Here is a 19,380-nt window from a genome sequence, read left to right on the forward strand (position 1 = left end):
ACTAGACCACCGCAATCGCAGCAGCGACCGCCGCAGGCGTTTCAGAGGGAGGCTGTGGACACAGGCGAGCTTCAAGCCAAAGCAATCCTTCGGCAATGTAGTTTGGGACAATCACTTTCTCAGCGCAGGCCAAGATATCCATGGCGAAGTCGGTCTTTTTAAAACTGTCGGACCGAACTCGGTCGTAGACACTTTGATAAGCGTCTTGGAGTTGTTCTGGGATGTCAATACCGATCGAGAGCGCGCCGGACCGAAGTAATCCGAAATTCTCGTAAACGATTGCTTCTTCTAAGGTGCGTGGGCGGAGTTTCGTATTTACAGCGCCATCGACCACCAGAATGTCGGTTTGGAACGCGATGCAGCGATCCTTGGCAGCGTGTTGCTTGTCCACCGGGGTTAGTGCAATCAAACCGGCGATCGTAGTTTGCGCACACAGCTTTTTGAGGGAGGCATTGGAAGTTCGTGCTCCAATGACGTCCGCCCGACAAGCTGTTGGGTATCCAGTGGGTACCACCGAATCGAGATCCGTAATGACGAGATAAGGAATGTGCAGGAAGCTGAGCAGGCCTTCGAAACGATGGGCATAGGCGCCACCCACTTCCAGGATCGTGAGGTATGTGGCCTGGAGCCGCTTCGCAGCATTCTCGATCATGGTTGGCATAAGAAGCTTTTCAGCGGCGCCTTCCACAAGAATGGCTGCATCAGCAAAAAATAGATCGCAGTGTGTCAGCCGTAAATAGCGTTTGAGAAAGGCCAGCGATTCCGAGGGCGATATGAGCTTGCCTTCAATTGCCTCCGCTTCTGGCTGGAAGGCTCGAAGGCTGCGAACCACAGATGCATTGCGTATGCCCGGCGCCGCCATCTCACCCTCAAGGTGGCATCGCTGGAAATATCGAACTTTCTCGAAAGCGACGGCTTCCATGATGTGCGAGGAATGTGTGGTGACAACGAGCTGCGGGACTAGACCAGGTTCACCTGATTCCTCCGCAGACTGATTGATCACCTCCCAAATGTTCGAAATAAAGGTCTGCTGCACTTGAGCGTGAAGATGGACCTCTGGCTCCTCGATAAAGATCATCAAGCATAGTGGTCTGTCCTCAGTGGTCATCACCCACTGAGAATGGAAATGCCGGGCCTGAATAGCCATGTAGATGAGGTTTTTGAAACCAAGACCGTTATAAAGCTCGGGCAGTTCATGCTGTCGGCTGGGATCAACGTAAAGCAATTCGGTGCTCCCGCGTAACGCGGTTTCTGGACTAAGCGACGAGATGATTCGCAGTTCTCGATCGTTAATCGAGGGCACCCCAAGATGCTTGATGAGCTTGATCAATGGATCGAATTGCTTGGCGTAATGCTCTGTTAGCTGTTTGTTGTTTGCATCGATCACACTGTGAGCATCGGCGGCGTGGCCCACTTGCTCGAGATTCTTTCGATAAAAGGCGGCAAAGGCCGAAGAAAGTCGGTTGCTGCGGCTGCTGTCGTCATCGTTGATGTTGCGCTGTGCGTCAACGAACTCAACCCGAATAAGATGCTTCAGGAGTCGCTTGCCTTCGTCAGGCCCGAGCTCGCTGGCAATGATATCGGGTACAGCTCCTTCTATTGATTTGCTGTCAAGCGAAAAATAGCAAACATCAAAATGGCGACCAAGATTCCCGTCCAGTGAAAGATATTGCGACAACGCCTTCGTGCGTGTTCCATCTTCCTGTGCGGGGTAGGCTGCTTCATATTGCTCGCGCAACTTCTTTGCGTCCTCTATCTCATACGACAGTCGAATTCCTACGCGGGTGAAGTCCGAAAGCTTGGGCAATAACGTGAAAACCCGACCAAATGCGATGCTTTCAGGATCGATGGTAAACCACACATCGAGACTAATCTTTGGAAGTCGTTCCGCGTCACCGGTGGTAGCAAAGGCGTCAAAATCTACCATGCGGGCGACTGAAAAATCGTGAATCTTGAAATCGCGGCCGCCTAAAAAGCAGCGGAAGATTGCCGTGGCAGATGTCTTTCCGCTGTTGTTGGGCCCAACAAAGATTGACTCACGCTCTTCGATATCGATATGAACATTCTCCAACCGCCGAAAATTTCGAATGGCGACTCCGCTAATCTTCATAAATGTCCTCCCAGACGTTGAAATGTGAATGCCGCCTACAGGCTACCGTGGCCGTAGGCTATTTTTTGCCAAAAAGTCCAATATCGCCTGCGTAGCAGACCTCCCTCAGGAAGAATGCGTTGCTTAAGGCAATTCGGCCGGTCATTTTCAAGCCATACCCATTTACTGGCCGGGCAGACGCGGGCGGGTAAGCCAAGGAGCACAACGTCCAGCCGTTAGACGAGACAACACAGACGAGATATGAAACTTCATGCTAACCAGGAGCGGGGCTGTGTGTCGTATTGCATAGATACGTCCCGATTCCAATTGAACGCAATACCCATGTGGGGCCATATGGTTGCTGAAATGCCTAACGACCATTACTTGCAGTGCACTTAGAGACCTCGGTTCAACTCGAATTGGATAGGGAGCAGATTGATTGACCTTGAAATCACCGACGGACAGCCAAGTAATTTCGCCGCTTTCATTGAAGTAGCCGATGGACAATATGCCGACAGCGAAAGAGCTGTCGTTCCCTACTCCAAGGACATCAATCCAATGTTCCCATAGTGGCGTAACTTCCAATCTGACTCGATGTGCGTCTTTCCGAAAGGTAAAAAACAATGCGACTGACGAGAATACAAGCGAGATCAGCTCAGTAACTTTAAAGTCCATCGTGCTGGTCCTCAATCAACTGGTCTGACATGAACAGACTCTTTACGGTAAACGTATGAGACAGCCTGGCTCCGGAGTGAACCTGCGAGCGGGGCTTGTGGGCGATTCTGTTGGGCGAGATCAAGAAGATCGCGAGGTCAGGGTTCGCGTGGCCAATCTGCGGGCACTAGCTTGAGTCCGTCACGCCATCGCTCCCGAACTGCCTTCTGGAACCGGGCATCGTCACTGAAGTCAGGATGGTCGGTGATGATCACCTGAAACTTACCCTTGAGGCTGTCAACCACGTCGAAGATCAGTCCAAAGAGCCGCTTAACAGCTTTGCGGTCCGCATCAATCTTCTCCTGCGTTACCCCATCGCCCAGCACGGCGTCCGGTGAGAAGTGCGCCTGCGACAACTGATCGAGCAGCAAAAAAGCAGGCACAGGGCGATCACGGTTCGCGAACCAAGTGTGCAACGCCAGATGCGCAACGATGTGGTAACCGACATGGTTCTCACCGCTACCTATCTCCTTCATCGGTACTCGCCGTTCCAATGTGTCCGCGACAATTGTTAAATCCCGGGGATCAAGGCGCAGCGGGGAATCGGAGTACTCCAGATCAATCCGTCCTGCGTAGTCCGACAGATAGCGATTGACGTTGGATAGGCACGATTCCATCTTCGCCTGGATGGCGTCGGTGCTGACTGCTGCGTTGAGTTCCGACTCCCGCGTCTGCAGCTCCTTTAGCCGGTTCTGTTGTTCGCTGATATCCGGCATCTGCGGAATATTCTCCATGTACAGGCTAATGCGTCCGAGAACCATTGCGCGCCGAGCCTCAGTGTCTGTGGCTAGTTGCAGGCGCTGGTTGGCGCGCTTGACGGCCGTGAGCATGACGCGGTTGTCGTCGATGCGGCGCCGCACGTCGGCAAGCTTGGTTTCGACGTCCTGGATCGCGGTGGTGATGCGCGGCGTCGCAGAATCTATTGCACCACTGCGTTCACCGATGTAGTCCTGCGCCGCGCGAAGATCGCCGATAGACGGAACTTGTGAGGCTTCGGGCAAACCCTGCAGGCACAGCGGGCAGGAGTGTTCGGGGGCATCGTGTTCAAAGACCGTGACAGCCTTGAGACGTGCGGTGTGCTCGCGGGCTTCGGCCGAATAGCCCTTGGAATTTCCCTCGAAGCTACGCGCGCGCTCCAACGTCGATTGGAGCGCGCGCTGCTCCTGCACGAGTTCACTACGCACGGTGGAGAGGCGTCGGAACTCAGCGTCCTCAGCAGCGTCTGCAGCAGAAGGTACGGGTGTGTTTTGGATAGTGCGCAGCGCGCCGATCTTTTCCTGCCATGGGGTGCTGTCGTCGAGTGTCGACAGCCCGACGGCTTTGGCCTCAGCAAGAAGCGTGTCCGCCCGTCCGACGCCCTCGCCGCGGATCGCGGTGGCTTCGGCAAGCCTGCGCTCAATTTGCCGGATCTCGGTACGCAAGCGCTTGAGTTCCTGCTGCTGCGCTACATAGTCGTCGGAGACAGCGCCGAGAAAGTACGGCAAGGTGTCCTTGATTGCCTGCGCAATGAAGCGGTCACTCGAACCGTGGAATAAATTCCGCCGTTGCGCGATCTCGTTTTGAGACTGCAGACAGAATGTGAGCGCATGGCTGATGGTGGCCGCTAGCGGAACTCGTGTTTGACCCGTTGGCGGCTCATGCAGATAGTCGGAAAGTCCGACCCACGAGGCTAGCAGCGAACGTAACCCTTCGCGATTGGTGGTTTGGCGCAGCACGCTTGCCGGCGGAATCACTACCTCAGTGTTGGTTTCGACATATACCGCTTCGTTGGATTTGCCATCGCCTGCCGGCAACTGCCGGGCGACGAAAGCTTGACCTCGGCGAGTCTGCAACAACAGGCCGAACCAAGCAACGTTGCGCCGAACCTTTCCTTCGGGAACATCGATTTCCGAGGCGCCGAAACAGTACTCAATGATACCGAGGATGGCCGACTTGCCCGTGCGCGAGTCACCCGAGATGATGTTGACGCGGCCCGGCTCGAACGGAACAACACGCTGACGTCCATCGTGGCTATAGGTCACGATAGCGCGTATCTGAATCATGCTTGTACTCCCAACAACGCCAACACAGTCGGGGGCGCTCCCGCTTTGCACAGCCAACGGCCGACGAACACGGCCTGGCGCATGCACTCCCTCACTTCATCACTGGATGTACGAAGGTAGGCATTAATCTTTTTCGTTTGCTCTTCGTTGGCGTGCAGGGCACGCCCGTCAACCGACAACACTCCATGCAGAACCCCGAAGAGCAAGGCCTCTCGCACAGTGTTGCGCAGCATGACTACACCTTTGGCCACGGCCGAACGCTCCAGTGGGTGATCGTGTACCCATGTAGCGAGCGACGTGGTAATCGTCCGAGGTAACTGATCCCGTGTCTGACCGCGTAACACGAAACTGGCGCCAACGAACGCGAGCTCAAGAGGCAAATTCGTGGACGTAGCGGTAAGCGCAATCGATTCGGTGCGGTATCCGCGGGTGAGGTGCCATGCCGCAATTGCACAGAAAGCAGGGTTAAGTAGATTGCGCTGCTCAATGGTGCGTTCTTGCCAAGCCGTCATGCGCCCCCCCCTTCAACCGGCGCGTCAAATATTGCGCCAAGCCGGGTTTTGAAGTCCGGGTGCCAGCCGAGACGGTGATCCTCCGCAAGCATATGCAACGAGCCACGACATACCCAGGGAACGTTGACACCCGATCGAATGGGGAGGTGCGCGTCCTCTGCCCACTTCAGGATTGCACGTCCGGCTTGCGCCATCTCAGACTCGGTCGCATTGGGGCCGAGTTCATCGCAGACTTGGGCGTACTGCAGTTCCCACTCTGCATGCAGGCGTTTGTCGTATTTTTGTAGATCGGCATCGAACAATAGGTCATTGCGTGTCCATGCGGAACGTTGCCGGAAGGCCTGCAAGTAGCTGGTGATAGCGTTACGAATGCGTAGCTGACTTCCACCGACAAGCTCTACTTGCTTGTAAAAAGGACGACTCGCAAACTCAGGCAATTGGTCGAGAGCAACCATCAGCGCATCAATATCCTCGTCAATCGGCAATGAATCCGGTTTGAGGGACTCCTGAATTTCAGAGATTTGAGCGTCGATCTCAGCACGCGGAATTCCCCCGTCTGGATGGACCAATTCGTTCAGTACGCGCTTAAACCACCAGCCTTCCAGCATTTGCACCGAAAGGTCTTGATGGTGAAGAGAGACGTGGTACAGCTCGACCTGTAACTGCTCTAGGATAGAGGATGCGTCGGGTTGTGCGGGCACAACGTAGATGCGTGACAACAACTGTTCCCGCTCCGTCTCATCTAAAGCCAAGTATGCTTCGAATGCATTTTTGAGGTCGTTGTTGCTCGAGGTCGTTGCCGCGTGCTTGAGCCGCTTGGCGGCCTCAGCGATGTCGCGCCCAGGGGCATCAATGCCCAGCGCGGCACAGGCGCTCCCCGGCTGTGCTTCGGCCGTGGCGATCAGGAAGCGAGCCGTGTCGAGAGGAACCTCGCCGCTGGCCAGACCGACCATCCAGACGCGCAAAGTTTTCCACAATTCAGGACTGAGGTCGGTCAACGTAGCCACAGCATTGAGGGAGTGCTTGGCCTGCAGTACGGCCACAGGCTCACCGCCTTCTTCGAAGCTCACATCGTCGAGAACCTCTATGCTGACTGAGAAGTCACCGACACGACTGCGGCGGATCGCCCAAAGCAATGCAATTCGAACCTGGTAGAGATAACCCACCATCGAAGCACCGGCTCCAAAGGTGGAAACGCTAGGTTGAGTCATGGCTTGACCGCCCTCCCTCTGAGTGAGACTTATATTTTTCCGGGTCAATATCTGGTCGTTGAGCCAAAGCTCTCGACTTATTTTTAGCGATGCTACCTTAACTGAAGAGGTCTCCCAAGTACCCCCTCGGACAGTGACTGTCCGTTCTGAACCATATATTCCCTTTTACGCCGCCCGTGGAAGATTTGGTGCTGCCCCAGTCAACTGCGTTTTTGCGCACAGGGTGTCGGCCACCACTTTCGTGCTGCGGAGCTGATCACCATCCCCTATCTTTCGGCTACTCAGGCACGAAAGACGCAACGCGAAATCTCGCCCAGCTTGTTATGCCAAATGTCCTTGCGCTGTTGGCTGACCTTCAAGATGATTAGCCTCTTCCGAAACAGATGGCCAAGTCAACCGGTATACGAAATTTTCAAGGACGGCCCACGGGAGTATGCTCACCGATACAAATTTGCATGTGGCAATTTGCCACATAAAATGAAGTTATGGTCAAGCCAGTTCGCATTTCAGGCGCTCTGTATTTCAAGGCTCAGAACGTGAGCCTGGTCATCGATCGTCCGCGAACTCAGCATATGGAATACCGGGCAAGATTGGGCGCAACACTTGATGCAGCTGGGATCTCAACTGAGATGGCGACGGATCTTCTTGACAAAGGCGTCGAGGCCGATGAGCTCGTCGATGTAGCCGTGGGGAAGGTAGCCACAGAGACAGACGGCGGTTTAACGATGCTCAAGGAGCATCACCGCAAAGCTGCCGAAGAAGTGGCGGCTGGCAAGCGATCGGCTCGCAGTCTCTGGGTTGTGGGAAAAGGCGACCTGAAAGGCGCTCGCTTCACGCTGAATCCAGAATCCGAATTTGCTGTTAACGGTGTCACCTGGCGATGACCGCTGGCGAGGCCGCCTCATATTGAGGCAGTACTGTCCGCTAATTGCGGCGAGTTCTACTACCTATTACCTGTTCCCCTAGGCAGACGTGTGCGAGTGCTATGAGCGTCCCACTGCTTTGTGAGCGCGGCCAGGAACTTAGGGATATCCACATTCAGCGCCGTTAGCCAGGCATGAAGCTCGACCACGTCCAGTCGACGGATACCCGTTTCGCATTTGCTGACAAATGTCTGGGGCTGCTCCAACTTGGATGCCAACGCCGCCTGAGACACCTGCAGGGTTTCCCTCGTTTCTCGCAGCAAGGTGATGAATATTTTGTACTGCTCTGAGTGGAAGGAGTCGGGCATTCTGCTGGTCTTTAAAACCAGCAGAATCAATGCGAAAATCGAATATGCGAAAATCGGTTAAGACGCAGAACCCCAGTTGTCCAGCAAATTGACCTTGGCGGAAGAATATGAAATTCCCACTACGTGGCCGCGCACTGCAGGTGGCGCTCAATTTCGGCAATGAGCACGTCATCACGAACCTCAGAGATTTGGGATTTACACCAGATCGGGCTGCGGACGTGGCCGTAGCCGCCAAGAAGTATGCCGATGAAGAAACGGCCCTGCTGGTTAGACAGTTGATCCCCAAAAGTGCCTGGTCAGGAGTCGTTGTAGTTCGACGGCACTTTGTAGCACCACGTGAAGAGACTTGGTTGATGCTGAAATACGAAAGTGGGAAGGGCTGGAATCTTGACTCAGCCCTTTTTGTCTAGGGGCATCGATATATCCAGTCCGGGTCGGGAGTACTGTCGATAACCGTGCGTTGGACGTTTGCTCCACTTGGCTAATCCATCTCCAAAGAGGCCGCGCATTGCGGCCTATTTTCTTTGAGGGGTGCACGTAGTGCAATATCTGAGCGAATCGGGCCTTAAAGTGTCAGTCCATGAAATCGCTTCTTGAACACTTTCCCAACGCCATCGAGCAAAACACGATTCGAAACATTCTGGAAATCCACAAAAACTGCCTTGTCTCGTTCCTGATGCCTAAGCCTTATCACGAGGGGAAAGACTGCTCAGTGGGATCAGGATTCTTTGTGCTTTCGGACGACCCGTCGAAGGTTACAGTTCTCACGGCCAAGCACGTTTTTGATGACTTCAATGTCGAAACTGGCAGGATCACGGTAGACACCCACGGTTTTCGGCTCGGCAAAGTCGGCATGATTGAAACAGCCCGAGATGTGGATTTCGCTCAGTGGACTATCCCCGCTAGCGAACTGATCAGACGGGGCCTGCACTCCGTGCCGGCCTTGCCCATCCTGTCGGCCACGGATGCCATGCAGCGGTTTGAACCCATGAGTTCATTTGTTGTGATGGGCTATCCCAGCTCCCAAAATGGCTCTATCGACTATCGCCCCGGCAAGAATCCCGACCGCTCCCTAATTGGTCTCGCGCTGCATGAGTCAACGTTTGATCCGCAGACAGGCATCCGCTACTTTCCTTTTACCGGGAAGACTGTTCCTGAGGCATGGCGGTCCGATATGACTAGCACGCCTAGTCTGCGAGGCATCAGTGGATCACCATGCTTGCGCTTGGTGATCGAGCGAACTAGTGGCCGGCTTAGCGCCCTGCTGGCAGGTGTTTTTTACGCATGGAATAAACAGGAGCAGAAGATCAAAGTTGTCTCATTGGGAGATCCGTGGGAGTTCGACGTCTAGTTGTGAGCGAACAATTGCAGTCGGTTGCTGATCATTGGCAATCGAGGTTTTCGTCAGAGAAGGAAGAGCGCAATGGCAGGTCGAAAGCAGCATTTCATCCCACAGGCCCTGCAAAGGGGCTTTGGGGTGGCTAAGGGAAAAAAGACTCAGGTACACGTCTTTAAAAAGGGGCAGGAGCCATACTATTCCTCGATCGAGGGGGTAGCCGCACAGCGGGACTTCTATTCGGAGCCATCCGACGAAGAGTCGCTCGACGACAAAATTACGACCTATGAGCGTACGGTCCTGGCACCTGCAGTTGCCGCACTGCGTGAGGCCTCGGCCGGACATATCGACTCACACGTTGCGGCGGCGGTGGTGGTTCATCTGTCAATCCGCTCTGCGTTTCTCAGAGGCAGCTTCTCGGCTGCCGCAACCGAAATGCTGGACCATTTTGCAGGAGCAATGCACAGCGACCAGACCGCACGATACTTGTTTGACGTTGACTCGCTTGATGCGGAGTCAATCCTGGTCAAGTCGATTGGAGAAGAGATGCTTTCGCAGTTTGGGACTGTCCCGGAGAGTGACAGGAATGCACTGGCAAAGCTAATGCATTTCCGAGCTCGAGAGAAATTTCCGCAGATGTTTCCGGAGCTTGCCGCAGGGCTTCAGCAACAGCTAGGAATGCTTCTTGAGAAAATTCCGGAGTTGATCGTTGACGGACACAGTAAAGCACTGGCCAGCGATATGGCTCCCGCGCTTCGTGTTGAACGTTTGAAGGCAATGAACTGGCAAATTATTGCGGCCGAACCTCCGATCCATTTCGTGCTTCCTGACTGTCTCGCGGTGGGAACGAAGACGTCAGACTTCCTGAAAATGGAGCCGTATTCACTCCTGGGCGACGATGAGCTCGCCGGGGTTGTAATGCCCGTGTGTTCCAGCAAAGTTTTGGTAGGTTGTTTCGGCAACGTAGAACTAGATGCAGCTTCATTGAATCGCTCCTTTGCAGAATGCTCGCTTGAGTTCTTCATTAGTTCGCAGGCTGACCCGCAAACAACCGAAACCGCTCAATTCATTGGGAGTACTGTCTCCAAGTATGTTGACCGTTTGATGGAGCAACAAAAGTTCACCGCACCCGACAGGACTGACCGCAGCCGTGAATCGATGGAATTTGGGGGCAACGCGCAGAATCGGATTAAGGTTCCTATACGGTTTGAACCCTCTAGCCGCAAGAGTGGCAAGGCGCAAGCCGCCATTCGTCATCTGATGAGTGCATCGGAGCTGGAGGTGGGTTTACGTGTCGTGGAGGCCATTGTTGTTACTGACGACATAGTGCGCTCATTGCGACAGCGCGGGGTTGCGCTGAATGACCACGCCGCTCAAGACGTAAAGCGGGGGGCCTGCCACACGCTAGAAACCCAGGAAGGGGTATCTTGCCAACTCTTTCTCACGACGGAAGCAGCCAAACTTGCAGCCAAAGGCGATTCGCTTGCGCGCGCTGCAACTGCATCGATTCGTTATCAAGCCGGCCGGGCGACATACTACGCCACCGTGGTCTCCAAGATTCCCAAGGAGACATTGCGCCGTCAGAGGCCGTTACTCGAGGCGACCGGAATGCGCATAGCGCACTTTTTCTGCTCTCACTACTTCGGTGGCCGGCTATCGGGGATTGGGCCGGTTTCAGACGAGGATTTCGCTGACGCCGACGATCTTTACTGCCAAACGCTGAGTGATTGTGTGAAGGGGATTGCTAGTGTGCGCCTTAACTTCATTGAAAATAACGATGCAAACACGGCATTGAGTGCGGTGCTTGGGTATGCGGAGCAGTTGCTATGCGCCACAGTGAAGGCCTACACGACCACCGGCGGAAAGGTCAGCCGCTGGGGGGCAAGCAAGAGTATCCAGGAACTGAAGACTGTCAGTCTAGGCGAATGGTTTGCACTGTTTGCCCTCGACCTTGAGCGCTTTTTCGATTCCCGCGAGAGTCTCGCAGAAGACAACGATTTGATTCTCCTTGGCAGCCACATCGAGCGGGTGCTTTGGTCTTTCGGTATTGCGCTGTCAACGCGGTCCTCAGAGCAAATTTGGATGAATGCAATAGGGGACGAAGAACTCGAACGCACGCGTCTGATGCTGCGGACCTGATGCGACGAATTCAGTGTGCCAAGGAGTGCTCGCTACAGGTCGATTGTGGCTTAGGGTCATGAGCTGATATGGAACTAGGCCACCAATCAGTGATTCAGCAAGATGACCGAATACTGCACTTACGTCCCAGGACTTCAACCTGCACGGATCTCGGTGCCATTTGTGTCAACGAATTTACCCGCGTTGAGGCTGGAGCGTTCTTAGTTGATAAAGTTACGTGATGAATTCAACTGCTAGTCAATTCGCGAGCCGCCCACCCATCCATCAGGCAGCAGATATCAGAACGCTCCTGTTGCAACACAAGGCGGTGACACCGCCATCGAAAGAAGACGTCGACGAGCTGCGCCGCCTTTCCAAGCTGGATGTGTCGTCTTACTCCGAAGCGGACGTTCGAGCAGAAATAATTGACCCCGTGGTTCGCATCCTTGGCTATAAGAAGGAGACGCATTTCTCGCTCGTGCGTGAAAAACACCTCAAACTTCTCGATGGAAACTTGTTCATTGACTACAACATGACGCTTTGGTCTGAAGCGTTTTGGATCATTGAAGCGAAGAAGGTTAAGCGCGACGAATTGAGGTTCATTGCAGCAGAACTCGAGCAGGCCCTCCGGTATGCAGCGCATCCAGACATCAATGCAGCGTTGCTAGTCCTGTGCGACGGGCGCGTATTCGAGGTCTATGACCGAGAGGAAAGCCTTGTCAATCCTGTTGCGCGAGTCGAGGTCAAAGACCTAGCCGACGAATTTCATGTCTTACAGGCGCTGCTCTCACCTTGGCAGTCATGGTTCTTCCAAAAGCGACGTGTGCTACGCATGTTTGACAAAGTCCTTGACCACGAAATTAACCTAGGGCGCTTGCGTGAGTTCCGTGTGGAGCTCGATGCCAGTCTGGACCAGAAGCGAGCGAAGGTCATGGATAACTGGCGCAAGGTCAGCTCGATGCAGATCGAGAGGGCGCAGCGATTGCAGAACATTGAGACGAGCAGCATCGAAGATTTGGTGGATGGCGAAATGTTCATGGGCCAAAATGGCGCCGATGTTGATGCGATTGCTAAGGCGCTAGTGAATAAGGGCGGCCGTGACGGCTTCCATGTACTGCATCGCATCTTTCCTGACCTTCCGCGTGACATGAACGACAACTTCGTCGCACTTGCGCTGTGGACGCTTATTGAGTTCGAGAACAGTGGAGCTCAGGTCACCTGGTTGCCGTCTTGGCTTGTCTCGCCCAGTCAACCAGCGGACGTGGAAGGGGCGATAAAACGAATCATCGCCTTAGGTGTCAACACATTCGATGCTGAGCCTGAGCGAAAAATTGTTCTGCAGTATTCAGCATGCGCGCGGCGTACGGCCAAGATTGCTATGGCATTGATTCCGCTGGTCGCCAAGCTCGGCAGCGTGCGACATCAGCAGTTGCGCCACGTATTAGACGAGCTGCATGGAGCCCAATTCATGTCCAGCCCAGAGGGGCAAGGTCTAAGAGCGCTAAGTCAGTTCCAGGATCTTGCGACGATGCAGTTCCTGCGCGTGTGCAAGGATGACCGAGGAAACTTCAGCTTTGCCCGGGCGGAAACTGCACTCAAAGATGCATGGGCAACTGAGATGATGCTTCTGCAGGATGGTCGCGACTACTGGGTCTCGCTTGAAGGTAGGGGTTTCGACGGTGAAATCAATCCGACTGAGCGAAGCTGGGTAGATCACGATAGTCTGGGACATCATGTGGTTTGCCTGCTGGAGCGCAGCGAAAAGTGGACAAACTATGTCAAGGCAAATCACCACACCGCCCTTTTGCGCATTGCCGCGACTGGTTCGTGGATGGCGCAAAAAATGATTGGACAAGACACAGCGCTCAATCCACCCACGGATGAAGAACAATCGGGCCGCTATTTTGGAGGCGATATGCGCCTCTTTCAGGCGTTGCGTAGGGCGTACTCCAACCGCCCCAAGAAATGAACTCCCAGACGTGAAAACCTCTGGCCGTTCTTCAAACGTCTATTTGAAGTGGTATCGACTGTAATCCTGACTATGTCATTTTTTTAGGGGCAACAATACAAGCCATTGCAAGTCAGGAGCGAGGTCGATTGCGGTGCGTTGGGCCTTGGCTAATCCATTTAAAAACAGGCCGCTTGGCGGCCTGTTTTATATCGGGTCTCGACCGCAAAAGAAAAAGGCCCCGTAGGGCCTCTTCTTGGTAAGCGCCATGGTGCTCACCTTGCGAGGTTCTGTTGCCCTTGCTAACCGCAAGACCTGAATTGCTCCAGGCAGCACGTTCGTATTTCACTCGCTCTCGAACGTCTTAGCAGCAATTTTAGCCAATTGGGCGCATCATCTGGTAGCTGACCTACTTGGGCAAGTTGGTTAGGAGTCCAGGAAGTCCTCATCGTCGCTGGAAATGATGGGACCCAGCAGCGAGTCTCTGCTTGGCGAATAGCGGTACCCCTCCGTTTTCAATTGCAGGAGGTGTTCTTCGCTGTACCCCTTCTTTGTCATCTGGTGGATTACTTCGGGCGTCATCTCGACGGTATCAAATTGGCCGATGGTCTCTGCCATCCGTATGTCGACCGGTTTGATTTTCTCCAAGAGAGGGCGCAGCTTGGAGAGCGGATACCCTCCGATCGCTCTGGCACCAATCTCATCTATTTTGCTTTCGATGTAGAAGAAATCGCCTCTCAGTTCATACATTCCGTGAAAACCTATCCCTAAGCGGAGGGGATTTTCGTTGATGGCTGGCTCAATGCGCTCGTGACGCAGTACCAAACACATGGCATGCTGGTCACTGGGGTCCAAAAGCCAAGCGTCTCCGATGCCGGTAGAGAAGAGAATGAAAGCACCCGCATCGACCTCGGGGCCGGTCAACACGATCTTGATCTCTTTTTTGAGTTCGGCGGCAATGATCGCTTCGCACTCACGTCGCAGTGCAGTCAGACTAGCAGCGGCCTTTCCCCGGCCGTTGCATTGGACGACGTGGTGCCAATGATCGTAGTTCGCCTGCTTGGCGACCTTGTCCAAGAGTTCGGTGTGTTTTCCACCGTGCTTGCGCTGAAGCTGCTTGGCTTGTTTACGGAGTTGTTCGACGGTCTCGTCGGACGTAGGTATGTATTGCATGACAGATTCCTTCTGCACGCAAATCACAGGTGCCCACTGCCAGGATTCGCCTGCAAAGGGAATCAAAAAATGGATGGTTGAATTGACGTCCCGTGAGGGTTTGCCGAGGTGGGCAGCGGGCGTAGTCCGAACGCCTGGACGAATTTTGAGACTGAGCCACCGACAATGTCAAGCCCACCGCATGCTAATGGACGGCAGCGTCGGATCCGGCTTGTGCATCTGATTCAGTAGCGGACTGTCGTCGCAGTTCTGCGTGATCGTGGTGACACTGTGGTGATGTGTATTGGATCTACCTGGACAAGCCTAGAATGAAAAAAGCCCCTTCAGTGCATATTCCGGCGTGACTGACAATCGTGTGTTGGTTGCTCGCTGCAATTCCGCAGTTGGTCGTACCTGTCAGTGATGCTCTAGGCTGTTGACAGCGGCGGTGTGAACTCAACGCGCTCGGCAATGAATGCAGCAATCTGTGCGGGACTGAACCGGCGCGCATCAATGTACCCATCATGCGGGAAGACGCCGCCAACCTCACCGTCGTCCATCCGGACGTACATGATGCGCCCGTTATCCTTCGCCGTCGTCATGACCGAACGAATCGCGGTCCACTCGATACCGGGCCACATTTTTCGTTCGTAATCCGCCCCGATGAACGTCACAAGAAGTCTAGATCGCTTGGCGTAGATATCCTGGAGGAGGAGGTCAAGCGACGGACGCGCAAGCTGCGCTTGATAGTTCACATCGTAAAAGCAGGCATGTGCGCCCAGCAGTGCAGTAGTCTCTTTTGCAACCGCCTCGACCACGTCACGGTACTCGCCAGGAAAAGAAAATCCGACATCGAACACATGAGTCGTAACATCAATCCTAGCCAGCGCTGCTGGCGCGGGAAGTGGTGTTGCAAACTGAGGCGGCAGAATGATTCCTTTCGGAATCAGTTCTCGCAAGAGGTCAACGTCTTTGACCGCCCAGTGGGTGCGCAACGATTCCCAGCCACCAAGGTCGAATTCGGTGTCCATCGCCCACAGTTCTTCATTTGTCAAGAATTTGGGAAGCGCAATAAGCTCGTAGTCCACGCGGACCTCCAAGCGATTCGGTCGTTTGCTGATTTGGGTCAGCCGACCGAACTTCGGATCTTTCTCGACCGATTTTTCGTAAGCAAAGATGGCCGGTAGTCGGATCAATGCCGCAACGCTTGCAGTATCGAGTCCACCATATCGCGTGGTGATCGCTTCGTCTGTGTACTCACGTACGCTTCGGCTTATTGGGAAGGTACATGGAGCACCTTCCCAAGCACTTTCATCGGCTGTCACAAGAAAATTAAACACAAAAACTCCCTCTCATCCGTTGGACTCTAGCCCAAATAAATGATGGTCCAAACGAAAAGGGTCGTCTGGCGCAGCTTGAAACGCCTGAGCAAATGAACAATCCGCGCATGCGATTAACTGCTTCTGGCCAAGCCTAGAATGGAAAAAGCCCCTCCAACCAGACACGGTTGAAGGGGCCGCCACTGCTGTCACAGGTGGTGTGGCAGATTATGACCCGGCGCGTTGCCAACGGCGCGACAACGATTTCAAGGGAGAAACAATATGCCGACTACAGGCAGACCGGATATTGATGCGCTTAAGAAGGCAATGAGCCGGCCGCTCGCAACATGGTTGGATCGGCTCTATGAGATTGAATTTCAGCAGCTTGAATTGCACCGGAAGTTCATTGATGAGCACTTCGAGGCTGCTCGAACCCGCCTCAAAGCGGAATTCGAAAAGACTTATTCCGCACTGGATAAGTACGATAGGGAAGATTACGCCGAATACATGGTAGATGATATTCAGTTGCTCGACGAGACCTTTCCCTTGGTTCAGTGGCAGGCCCAATTTCTCGTGGTCTATGCCACCTTCGAAGCGAGTCTAAATAGCCTTTGCAACGTGGTGCAGCGTCGCCTCAAGTCCAATCTTTCCTTCAAGGACATCACAGGTTTAGGGCTTGAAAGAGCGAAGGTCTACCTCATAAAAGTAGGCGGCGTAGATGCAAATCAAGTCTTCAACAACGCCAACTGGCAGCGCGCCATGCAGCTCGGCAAGATCCGAAACTTGATTTCTCACGCTCAAGGGCGCATTGATGAAGCAATCGACCCAAGGTCCGCTGAGATGTTGAGAGCCCTTAAAGGGCTGGAGTTGAAGCCGGTCACCGATGGAGCAACCGAACACAATGTGATTTTGTCATCGCCCTTTGTCTGCGATGCTATCAGCACTCTACAAGCGGTTATCCATACCATTGCCAAATTCGAACGCGATTGGCCTGAGATGGGCTAAAAATTTCTAGGGAGAAACTCTTTGTGTCCGTAAGAGTAAAGATTTTCGCCAACTTATCTACTAACTTAACTACAAAAAGTCCGAAAAATCAAATAAGTCATTGAATTAAAACAAGTTATTTATTTTTAATTCAATGATTTATTAGCTTAACTATACTTAGTGTTTATAAGTACATGTATAAAGAAAAGCCTTTATCGCACTGTGAATGACACCGTAGGAACACTGGCATCTGCAAAGGATGCTCCTAACGCCAGCTCCCCTTTGCCATGCAGGACGCATTCTTCACGCCGAAGCAACACTTCAGCACCACCAGCATCAGAGAACCGGACCCAGCTTCCATAGCTGCTGACATCCACCAAAATTACACTGCCATTGCGCCATTCCAATCGGGCGTGCGTACGTGACACTCGGGGGTCATTTACCACGAACTCCACGTTTTTAACGCGCCCAATGTGGGCGGGTAGCTCAAAGGACTTGAACGTTTTCTTGACATCCATCCACTGCAATTCCACCTCGCGACCCAAAGCATCTGGTGCATTGAGTAAATCGACTGGATCAAGTTGCGCCTGCATAGTGAGGAAGTCCGAGGGCTCTTCCTCACGCCACTCGATCTGGTGCACATTGCATGGCTCGGCTCGGCCGCGAATATGGATGGGCCCCAGCATCCGAAAGTTGGTGCCACGCACCTCGCGCACCGTATCGAGAGCGCTCGCTGCAGCCCATATCTGATGGGGGCCGCAAAGATCACACAAGCGCGCAGCCACGTTGACGGCATCACCATAGCAATCCCCAGCCACCATCTCTACTTCACCGGTTGACAACCCGATGCGAATGGGCAAGCGAATGTCCGTGGGCAGGCGCATCGTCCGCTTATGGTGCAGTCGTTGAATTTCTACGGCAGCGGACACCGCACTTTGGTTATCCGAAAAAATGACCATCACGCCGTCGCCGAGGGTCTTGATCAGACGCCCGCCATGCCGGGTGCATTGCTGGGTGATCCAGGTGGTGATTTGGGTAACGGTCTCTGTGGCGCGGGCATTACCCAATGCCTCAAACACAGCCGTGCTGCCATGCAGGTCTGTGAATACAACGGTCGCTTGAACACCCATTCCCAATTGTTCCGGTCTTATGTGGTGCCTGAGTTTAGGGCATAGCGGGCGTATTGAGAATGAACAAAGTCAGACATACCCATAGAACAGGAAATAGCCCAACTTCGCCTCGCACTTTGGGGCGCTGACGACCAAGAAAGCTACCTAAGCTGTCACAAAGTCGACTTGCCAAGCTGTCAATATTTCACTTTGAAAAAGCCATCCCCATGGAAACCCTGTTGTATCCGCCGCAAAACGCGAGTCTGTCCCTATTGTGGCTGGCATTGCCTTTGCTTAAGGTAGCGGGCGAGTAACTCAAAAATAAAGATATGCGTTGGACTCCATCAAACTTAATGAACAGCCTCATCAAGGCTGGCACCGGTGGCCCGAGAAAACAGGCGGCATCCCTCACGGAAATTCGTGAGGCGATGCTGAATGTATTGGGCGAGCGTGGTGCACAGGCCTATCCAGTGATTCAACTGCGGGTCACCTATGCGGATGACGTGCAGGACCTCTGGTACCTTCGCGGCGACGTGATGGCTGCAGTCGCAGATCTGGACGGCGAACTGGAGGCACGCCGAGCGCTTGCCTCCATCAGCACCATGTTCTCCGGTCTGTTACCCCGTGGGTTAACGTCACGCCTCAGCCCCTTGGAACACTGACCGCGCTACGGGTGTCTGGGTCAATGTCCCCAGAACAACAGCGCGTCGCGCCCTTCCACTACCAAATCTGCTTTTTTCCCCACAGGCAAAAGCACCTTGGTCTGGACATGGCCATAGGGCAAATTGGTTAATACCGGCACCTTGGTTTGGCCTCGCAACCAATCCACCACTGATTGCAGCTTGTAGCCCCGGTCATGCGGCGTGAGTTTGTAGCCTGTAAATTGGCCTAAAAGTATCGCCTTTTGCTGACCGATGACTCCGGCGTTTAATAGCTGCGTCAGGGTGCGCTCTATGCGGTAGGGGTGTTCGCCAATATCTTCCAAAAAGAGGATGCCGCCCTTGATCTCTGGAAAAAAAGGCGTACCCAACATGGAGGCCAGCACCGTGAGATTACCGCCCCAGACCATGGCTTCATGCACATTCAAAGCTTCTACGGCGCCGGGTGTTTTGTCCTGACGCCAGCCGGTGCCCTCCCCCTGCCCCGATACCAGATCATGGAAGCAGTCCTCCATGATGTCGTCGGGCATTAGGTCGGATTCTCCTCCAACACCGAACCCCTCACACAGCGCGGGACCAGCCCAAGTCTCGGCGCCGGTCTTTGCAAACAGAGCCAGTTGAAACGCGGTGAAGTCACTGATCCCGACAAACTGGGTTCCACGTTCAATGGCCTTGGCCACCGCTTTGTAGCGTATGCCTTGCAGGATTCTGGTCAGCCCATAACCGCCACGGGAGATCAAAGCAACATCGGCACCACTGGCCGCTGCACGATGGATGGCGGCAAGGCGCGTACTGTCATCCCCCGCGAATCGTGTGAAGCTGGCCAACGCATCGTTGTCCACGTCCACGTCATAGCCCAAAGTGTTCAGGCGTTTGACGCCACGTTTAAAAGCCACTTTGTCGCGCACAGCGCCCGAAGGGGAGTAGATATAAATTCGCTTTTTCACAAGGTGATT

The 19,380-nt window shown here is 53.9% G+C and carries 17 protein-coding genes; 8 read left to right on the forward strand and 9 right to left on the reverse strand.

All coding sequences use genetic code 11. The annotated features are described in order from the left end of the window. Window position 1 precedes the first annotated feature (1 nt). Entirely contained in the window at window positions 2-2,110 is a 2,109-nt protein-coding gene (locus AC1DZ5_RS08845; protein ID WP_477888144.1) for an ATP-dependent nuclease, read from the reverse strand. A gap of 414 nt (window positions 2,111-2,524) precedes the next feature. Between AC1DZ5_RS08845 and AC1DZ5_RS08850 the strand changes: the two genes are divergently transcribed. Continuing rightward, window positions 2,525-2,659 carry a hypothetical protein gene (locus tag AC1DZ5_RS08850; RefSeq protein WP_477888146.1) on the forward strand — a complete coding sequence of 45 codons (135 nt, stop codon included), beginning with the start codon at window positions 2,525-2,527 and terminating at the stop codon, window positions 2,657-2,659. 242 nt (window positions 2,660-2,901) lie between these two features. Here the strand turns inward: AC1DZ5_RS08850 and AC1DZ5_RS08855 are convergent, their stop codons facing one another. Genes AC1DZ5_RS08855 through AC1DZ5_RS08865 form a run of 3 tightly spaced genes read right to left on the reverse strand, consistent with a single transcriptional unit; the run spans window position 2,902 to window position 6,568 of the window. After that, window positions 2,902-4,845 (reverse strand): DUF3732 domain-containing protein, encoded by a 1,944-nt coding sequence (locus tag AC1DZ5_RS08855; RefSeq protein WP_477888148.1) that lies wholly within the window; start codon window positions 4,843-4,845, stop codon window positions 2,902-2,904. Continuing rightward, window positions 4,842-5,357: a three component ABC system middle component gene (locus tag AC1DZ5_RS08860; RefSeq protein ID WP_477888150.1), complete on the reverse strand. Its 516-nt coding sequence runs from the start codon at window positions 5,355-5,357 to the stop codon at window positions 4,842-4,844. Before AC1DZ5_RS08860 ends, AC1DZ5_RS08855 begins: the two co-directional genes overlap by 4 nt. Then, entirely contained in the window at window positions 5,354-6,568 is a 1,215-nt protein-coding gene (locus AC1DZ5_RS08865) for an ABC-three component system protein (protein WP_477888152.1), read from the reverse strand. The genes AC1DZ5_RS08860 and AC1DZ5_RS08865 overlap by 4 nt, the downstream gene beginning before the upstream one ends. Window positions 6,569-7,053: 485 nt before the next feature. Here AC1DZ5_RS08865 and AC1DZ5_RS08870 point away from each other — a divergent pair, with 485 nt between their 5' ends. Beyond that, window positions 7,054-7,452: a hypothetical protein gene (locus tag AC1DZ5_RS08870; protein WP_477888154.1), complete on the forward strand. Its 399-nt coding sequence runs from the start codon at window positions 7,054-7,056 to the stop codon at window positions 7,450-7,452. A 59-nt stretch (window positions 7,453-7,511) separates the two neighbouring features. Here the strand turns inward: AC1DZ5_RS08870 and AC1DZ5_RS08875 are convergent, their stop codons facing one another. Continuing rightward, window positions 7,512-7,799, reverse strand: coding sequence for a helix-turn-helix domain-containing protein (locus AC1DZ5_RS08875; RefSeq protein ID WP_477888347.1), 288 nt, complete (start codon window positions 7,797-7,799; stop codon window positions 7,512-7,514). A 107-nt stretch (window positions 7,800-7,906) separates the two neighbouring features. Between AC1DZ5_RS08875 and AC1DZ5_RS08880 the strand changes: the two genes are divergently transcribed. From AC1DZ5_RS08880 to AC1DZ5_RS08895, 4 genes are all read left to right on the forward strand, one after another. Then, window positions 7,907-8,209, forward strand: a complete 303-nt coding sequence (locus AC1DZ5_RS08880) for a hypothetical protein (protein WP_477888156.1) — start codon at window positions 7,907-7,909, stop codon at window positions 8,207-8,209. A gap of 170 nt (window positions 8,210-8,379) precedes the next feature. Next, window positions 8,380-9,150 (forward strand): hypothetical protein, encoded by a 771-nt coding sequence (locus AC1DZ5_RS08885; protein WP_477888158.1) that lies wholly within the window; start codon window positions 8,380-8,382, stop codon window positions 9,148-9,150. Between the two features lie 72 nt (window positions 9,151-9,222). Then, the gene (locus AC1DZ5_RS08890; RefSeq protein WP_477888160.1) at window positions 9,223-11,274 is read left to right on the forward strand and encodes a DUF4238 domain-containing protein; all 2,052 of its coding nucleotides are present in this window, start codon (window positions 9,223-9,225) and stop codon (window positions 11,272-11,274) included. 220 nt (window positions 11,275-11,494) lie between these two features. Further along, window positions 11,495-13,222 carry a hypothetical protein gene (locus AC1DZ5_RS08895; protein WP_477888162.1) on the forward strand — a complete coding sequence of 576 codons (1,728 nt, stop codon included), beginning with the start codon at window positions 11,495-11,497 and terminating at the stop codon, window positions 13,220-13,222. Between the two features lie 405 nt (window positions 13,223-13,627). On the opposite strand, the gene AC1DZ5_RS08900 is transcribed toward AC1DZ5_RS08895, so the two are convergent. Together AC1DZ5_RS08900 and AC1DZ5_RS08905 are read right to left on the reverse strand one after the other, a co-directional pair. After that, a complete protein-coding gene (locus tag AC1DZ5_RS08900) occupies window positions 13,628-14,374 on the reverse strand; it encodes a hypothetical protein (RefSeq protein WP_477888164.1) in 747 nt (248 codons plus the stop codon). A 407-nt stretch (window positions 14,375-14,781) separates the two neighbouring features. Further along, window positions 14,782-15,693 (reverse strand): hypothetical protein, encoded by a 912-nt coding sequence (locus AC1DZ5_RS08905; protein ID WP_477888166.1) that lies wholly within the window; start codon window positions 15,691-15,693, stop codon window positions 14,782-14,784. Between the two features lie 261 nt (window positions 15,694-15,954). On the opposite strand from AC1DZ5_RS08905, the gene AC1DZ5_RS08910 reads away from it, so the two are divergent. Further along, a complete protein-coding gene (locus AC1DZ5_RS08910; RefSeq protein ID WP_477888168.1) occupies window positions 15,955-16,677 on the forward strand; it encodes a hypothetical protein in 723 nt (240 codons plus the stop codon). A 191-nt stretch (window positions 16,678-16,868) separates the two neighbouring features. On the opposite strand, the gene AC1DZ5_RS08915 is transcribed toward AC1DZ5_RS08910, so the two are convergent. Continuing rightward, window positions 16,869-17,786: an adenylate/guanylate cyclase domain-containing protein gene (locus tag AC1DZ5_RS08915; protein WP_477888170.1), complete on the reverse strand. Its 918-nt coding sequence runs from the start codon at window positions 17,784-17,786 to the stop codon at window positions 16,869-16,871. Window positions 17,787-18,118: 332 nt separating this feature from the next. Between AC1DZ5_RS08915 and AC1DZ5_RS08920 the strand changes: the two genes are divergently transcribed. Next, window positions 18,119-18,427 carry a hypothetical protein gene (locus tag AC1DZ5_RS08920; protein ID WP_477888172.1) on the forward strand — a complete coding sequence of 103 codons (309 nt, stop codon included), beginning with the start codon at window positions 18,119-18,121 and terminating at the stop codon, window positions 18,425-18,427. 20 nt (window positions 18,428-18,447) lie between these two features. On the opposite strand, the gene AC1DZ5_RS08925 is transcribed toward AC1DZ5_RS08920, so the two are convergent. Continuing rightward, on the reverse strand, window positions 18,448-19,371 hold the full coding sequence (locus tag AC1DZ5_RS08925) for an LD-carboxypeptidase (protein WP_477888174.1): 924 nt from the start codon (window positions 19,369-19,371) through the stop codon (window positions 18,448-18,450). Window positions 19,372-19,380: the final 9 nt, after the last annotated feature.

Source organism: Rhodoferax sp. P1_F3 (genome assembly GCF_056405715.1).

Bases quoted from the DNA above. Each gene is read 5' to 3' on its own strand.
- AC1DZ5_RS08890 (WP_477888160.1), top strand. From the start codon at position 9,223: ATGGCAGGTCGAAAGCAGCATTTCATCCCACAGGCCCTGCAAAGGGGC.
- AC1DZ5_RS08915 (WP_477888170.1), bottom strand. From the start codon at position 17,786: ATGGGTGTTCAAGCGACCGTTGTATTCACAGACCTGCATGGCAGCACG.
- AC1DZ5_RS08855 (WP_477888148.1), bottom strand. From the start codon at position 4,845: ATGATTCAGATACGCGCTATCGTGACCTATAGCCACGATGGACGTCAG.
- AC1DZ5_RS08895 (WP_477888162.1), top strand. From the start codon at position 11,495: ATGAATTCAACTGCTAGTCAATTCGCGAGCCGCCCACCCATCCATCAG.
- AC1DZ5_RS08860 (WP_477888150.1), bottom strand. From the start codon at position 5,357: ATGACGGCTTGGCAAGAACGCACCATTGAGCAGCGCAATCTACTTAAC.
- AC1DZ5_RS08865 (WP_477888152.1), bottom strand. From the start codon at position 6,568: ATGACTCAACCTAGCGTTTCCACCTTTGGAGCCGGTGCTTCGATGGTG.
- AC1DZ5_RS08920 (WP_477888172.1), top strand. From the start codon at position 18,119: ATGAACAGCCTCATCAAGGCTGGCACCGGTGGCCCGAGAAAACAGGCG.
- AC1DZ5_RS08880 (WP_477888156.1), top strand. From the start codon at position 7,907: ATGAAATTCCCACTACGTGGCCGCGCACTGCAGGTGGCGCTCAATTTC.
- AC1DZ5_RS08900 (WP_477888164.1), bottom strand. From the start codon at position 14,374: ATGCAATACATACCTACGTCCGACGAGACCGTCGAACAACTCCGTAAA.
- AC1DZ5_RS08875 (WP_477888347.1), bottom strand. From the start codon at position 7,799: ATGCCCGACTCCTTCCACTCAGAGCAGTACAAAATATTCATCACCTTG.
- AC1DZ5_RS08910 (WP_477888168.1), top strand. From the start codon at position 15,955: ATGCCGACTACAGGCAGACCGGATATTGATGCGCTTAAGAAGGCAATG.
- AC1DZ5_RS08845 (WP_477888144.1), bottom strand. From the start codon at position 2,110: ATGAAGATTAGCGGAGTCGCCATTCGAAATTTTCGGCGGTTGGAGAAT.
- AC1DZ5_RS08870 (WP_477888154.1), top strand. From the start codon at position 7,054: ATGGTCAAGCCAGTTCGCATTTCAGGCGCTCTGTATTTCAAGGCTCAG.
- AC1DZ5_RS08885 (WP_477888158.1), top strand. From the start codon at position 8,380: ATGAAATCGCTTCTTGAACACTTTCCCAACGCCATCGAGCAAAACACG.